The following is a 3946-nucleotide window of genomic DNA, read 5'->3' on the forward strand; positions in this document are numbered from 1 at the left end:
ATACCGATCATCACGATGTGCGCGCCGTCGGTGTTGGCCTTCGTCTCCGCGGCGTTGAGGCTGGCGCGGATCTCGCTCTCGAGTTCGAAGCCCGAGCGGCCCGGCAGTGGACGCGGCGGTACGTTGAATTCGATGTTGTAGGCGCCCAATTCGGTTTGGAACGCGGGATCGGCGATCGACGCGAGGACCTCGCGGTTGCTCATGGCGGGCTGATAGTCGGCGTCGACGAGGTTGCACTCGATCTCCATGCCCGTCAGCGGGCGGTCGAAGTCGAAGCTCGATTGGGCGAGCATCGTCTCGAAGACGTCGAGGGACAGCTGCACCTTGCGCCGGTACAGCAGCCGGTGCTCTCGGCTGTATTCGGTCCGTGTGACCTCATCACCCATTAGCGGCACCCCCAGGTCTGAGCCTATCGACGCGAGGCCACCGCGACCTGCGGACTGACGAGACCGCCGCGAAGGGAAATGTCGATGCCCTCGTCCGCGTGAGCGGCGAGCGCGCGCAGTGCGGACGGGCTGTACGAACGCAGCGAACTGACGACGCCGTCGTGCACGAACGGAACGAACGGCGCCAGCGGGAGCATCAGCGCCAGCCGTAGGACGTGCAACGGAGCCGGGGGCCGCGGCAGGTCGATGATCACCAGCTTGGCCGCGACCCGGGTGCCCTCGGCGATGACCCGCGATGCCAGCGCAGGCGGCAGGTGGTGAAACGACAGGGCGAACACCGCCAGGTCGAACGCTCCGTCCGCGGCGTCGACGTCGGTGGCATCCATGGTGCGCACGGTCGCCCGCTCATCCGCGCCGAGCGGGCCCGCCGCGATCGCCGCCACCGAGTCCGGCTCGACGTCCGTCACGGTGACGTGCGCCGTGGGATGCATCTCCAGCAGTTTGGCGGACAGCCCGCCGTGTCCGGAGCCCAGCTCGAGGATGCTCGGATCGGGGACCTCGGCCACCTCTTCGAGCGCGATGTGGGCGAATTTCTCGTGGTTGCCGAACCAGTCGCCGGTGAGTTCCAGCGCCCGCACGACACTGCGCTTGATCTTGGGGTCGACGTCGTCGCGGTCGAGGTACTCCTGCCGGTCTGTCTGCAGCAACCGGTCCAGGCAGGACGCGTCGGGACCACCGCGGGGCATGCCGTCGATGTCGACCGTTGGAGGAGTCACGTAGTCCATGATGGCCGTGCGGTCGCTTCGGCGCGCTCCGTTGCGCACACCGCAACCGAGCGCGCCGAAATCGCGGGGGGCTAGGGAGGCTAGGGGGTGAAGTCGGCGGGCAGCTCGATGTCCGCGACGGCAAGGTTCTCCTCCAGGTGAGCGACCGACGACGTGCCGGGGATCAACAGCACATTGGGCGCCACCGAAAGAGTCCAGGCCAGGGCGATCTGCGCGGGAGTCCTGCCGAGGTCGGCAGCGGCCTTCTTGACGGCGGGGTTGCCCAGCACCGGGTTCTCGGCGTTGAACGCCGAGCCCAGCGGGAAGAACGGGACGAAGGAGATGCCGCGCTCGGCACACACGTCGAGCACCGGCTGCGACGTCCGGTCGACCAGGTTGTAGGCGTTCTGCACGGTGACGATCTCGGTGCGGTCCAACGCGATCTGAAGGTGTTCGAGCGAGATGCTGCTGAGTCCGATCCCACCGATGAGGCCCTCGTCGCGGGCCGCGATCATGGTGCTCAGCTGGCGGTTGAACAACTCGCGGTCGACCTCGTCGGCCGCGGATGGGTCATCACCGTGGATGCGCAGGTTGACGGCGGCCAGTTGGTCCACGCCGAGCTCGCGAAGGTTCACTTCGATGTCGGCACGCAGGTCGTCGGGTTGCGACGCCGGGATCCAGTTGCCCTTGCCGTCGCGGCGCGCACCGACCTTGCTCACCAGCGCGAGGTTGTCGCCGTACGGGTGCAGTGCCTCGCGAATGAGGGCGTTTGCGACGTCGGGACCGTAGAACTGGGCGGTGTCGATGTGGTTGACCCCGAGCTCGACGGCCCGCTTGAGCACGGCGATCGCCTGGTCGTGATCGCGCGGCGGCCCGAAGACGCCCGGCCCGGGGAGCTGCATCGCGCCGAAGCCGACACGATTGACGGTGAACTTGCCCAGCGTGAATGTGCTCATGGGTACAGCCAACCAAGAAAGGGACGCATTCAGTCCGAATGCGCCCCCTTGCTTGGTAGGTGATTACTCGGTCTCGCCGAGGATGCCGTAGATCTCGCGGCGGGCATTGTTGACGATGTCGACGATGCGCTGCTGCTGCTCGGGGCTCGCGGCGTGCGCGGACTGCGCGACCGCGCCCATCAGCTGACCGACCGAGCTGCGCAAACCGAGCGCGCCCGGGGCCTCATCCCTGGTGATCTCCTCCCACGGCGGGGTCTCGATCTTCTCGGCGGCGGCGCGGCCGGCGTCGGTGAGCTCGAACAGCTTCTTGCTGCCGTCACTCGCGGTGCCAACGATCAGGTCCTCGTCGACAAGCAGTTGCAGGGTCGGGTAGACCGAGCCGGGGCTGGGCTTCCAGAGGTCCTGGCTGCGTTCGGCGATCTCCTGGATCATCTCGTAGCCGTGCATCGGCCGCTCAGCGAGCAGCGTCAGGATGGCGGCGCGGACGTCGCCACGCCTGCCGCGGCCTCGACTGCGACCGCCGCCGCGCGGGCCGCGTCCGAAGCCGGGGCCGAAACCAGGACCGAAGCCGGGTCCACCGAAGCCGCGGCCGAAGCCGGGTCCGAAACCGCCGCGGAAGCCCCCGTCGAAGGGGCTTTCGACGTCTGCGTCGTGCTCGCGGATGGCGTCACGGAAGCCGCGCCGCGCTGCGCGTCGGTGTTCGTGGATGGCGCGACGGTCGACGGGTGAGAACCCGAAGCCGAAGCCGCCTGCGTGGGGTCGACCCTCGAAGGGGCCGTTGGGGGGTGTGAATGGGGTGTTCATCTGATTTTCTCCTTCGGCAGGAAACGCCGAATGCGCTTCCGATACGTTGACGATATATCGGAAACTATCGCGATGCAACCATTAATTCAAACGATCGTCTGGAGCTAAGGCGCCTGCCGCTCGTCGATGGCCGTGACCAGCGACCGGGCCCAGTCACCTTCCAGCGCCGCGATCCGGAGGCCGTACTCCAAGGCCGCGCCGCCGTAGAACTCGGCATCGACCTCGCCCCACGGCTGCAGCGAGTCGCGTAGGAGCGTCAAGCGGGCGAACTCGTCGTCCGCACGCGCGGCATAGGCTGCCATGTACTCGCGGGCCTGATCAGGGGACACTTCGCCGAGGAGGAACACCCGCAGCAGGGCAGCGCTACGGTAGGGCGGGTCGTCCTGCGGATCGGCTATCCAGCGGGCGAGTTCAGCCCGGCCGGCGTCGGTGACGCGGTATTCCTTGCGGCCCCGCGGCCCGATGTCCGCGACTTCGATCAGCCCGTCCGCGGCCAGTTTGTTCAGCTCCCCGTAGAGCTGGCTCTGGGTCGCAGGCCACACGTTGGCCATGGACTTCTCGAACCGTCGCAGCAGGTCGTACCCGCTGCCTGGATGCTGGGCCAAGAGGCCGAGCGCCGCAAACCGAAGACTCACGGCTGCATTGTATGGCGCGACATGTCACAACTGGAACGTCAGGCCGTGAGCGTGTGTCGAACTCGCCGAACGTGACGCCGGCGCGAGATCAGGCCCGGATTCTCGCAGTGGTGTCACGCTCGACGCGAGAACGTAGGCGGGTGAGTCAGGCCTCGACCATCGCCTCGACCTCGACGAGCGGCGTCATCTTCCACGCGCCGCGAGTGGCCAGTAGGTAGTACAGGACGAAGGCCACGCCGCAGCCGATGAACCAGCTGTACTGCGCAGCGCCCGCCATTCCGAAGACGACGCCCCCGAGCAGGACGGGGAGCACGGCCAGGATCGCGCCCACCAACGTCGCGACGACGGCGACGGGGTTGTATCCGCCCTGGTACCAGTAGTTGGAGGTCTTGGCCATGGTG

5 protein-coding genes and 1 pseudogene are annotated in these 3946 nt (G+C 67.5%); all 6 read right to left on the reverse strand.

Going from position 1 to position 3946, the window contains the following annotated elements:
* A pseudogene (locus tag ACRDUX_RS22590) lies at nt 1-386 on the reverse strand (glutamate--cysteine ligase); the annotation flags it as partial.
* A 23-nt stretch (nt 387-409) separates the two neighbouring features.
* Nucleotides 410-1171, reverse strand: a complete 762-nt coding sequence (locus ACRDUX_RS22595) for a class I SAM-dependent methyltransferase (protein WP_526416704.1) — start codon at nt 1169-1171, stop codon at nt 410-412.
* An 80-nt stretch (nt 1172-1251) separates the two neighbouring features.
* Nucleotides 1252-2106, reverse strand: a complete 855-nt coding sequence (locus ACRDUX_RS22600; protein WP_526416696.1) for an aldo/keto reductase — start codon at nt 2104-2106, stop codon at nt 1252-1254.
* Between the two features lie 63 nt (nt 2107-2169).
* Nucleotides 2170-2910, reverse strand: a complete 741-nt coding sequence (locus tag ACRDUX_RS22605) for a PadR family transcriptional regulator (RefSeq protein WP_526416698.1) — start codon at nt 2908-2910, stop codon at nt 2170-2172.
* Nucleotides 2911-3014: 104 nt separating this feature from the next.
* Nucleotides 3015-3545 (reverse strand): PadR family transcriptional regulator, encoded by a 531-nt coding sequence (locus tag ACRDUX_RS22610; protein WP_526416700.1) that lies wholly within the window; start codon nt 3543-3545, stop codon nt 3015-3017.
* A gap of 145 nt (nt 3546-3690) precedes the next feature.
* A partial coding sequence (locus ACRDUX_RS22615; protein ID WP_526416702.1) for a cytosine permease occupies nt 3691-3946 on the reverse strand: 256 nt, incomplete at its 5' end.

Source organism: Mycobacterium sp. (assembly GCF_050701675.1).
Taxonomy (GTDB): Bacteria; Actinomycetota; Actinomycetes; order Mycobacteriales; family Mycobacteriaceae; genus Mycobacterium.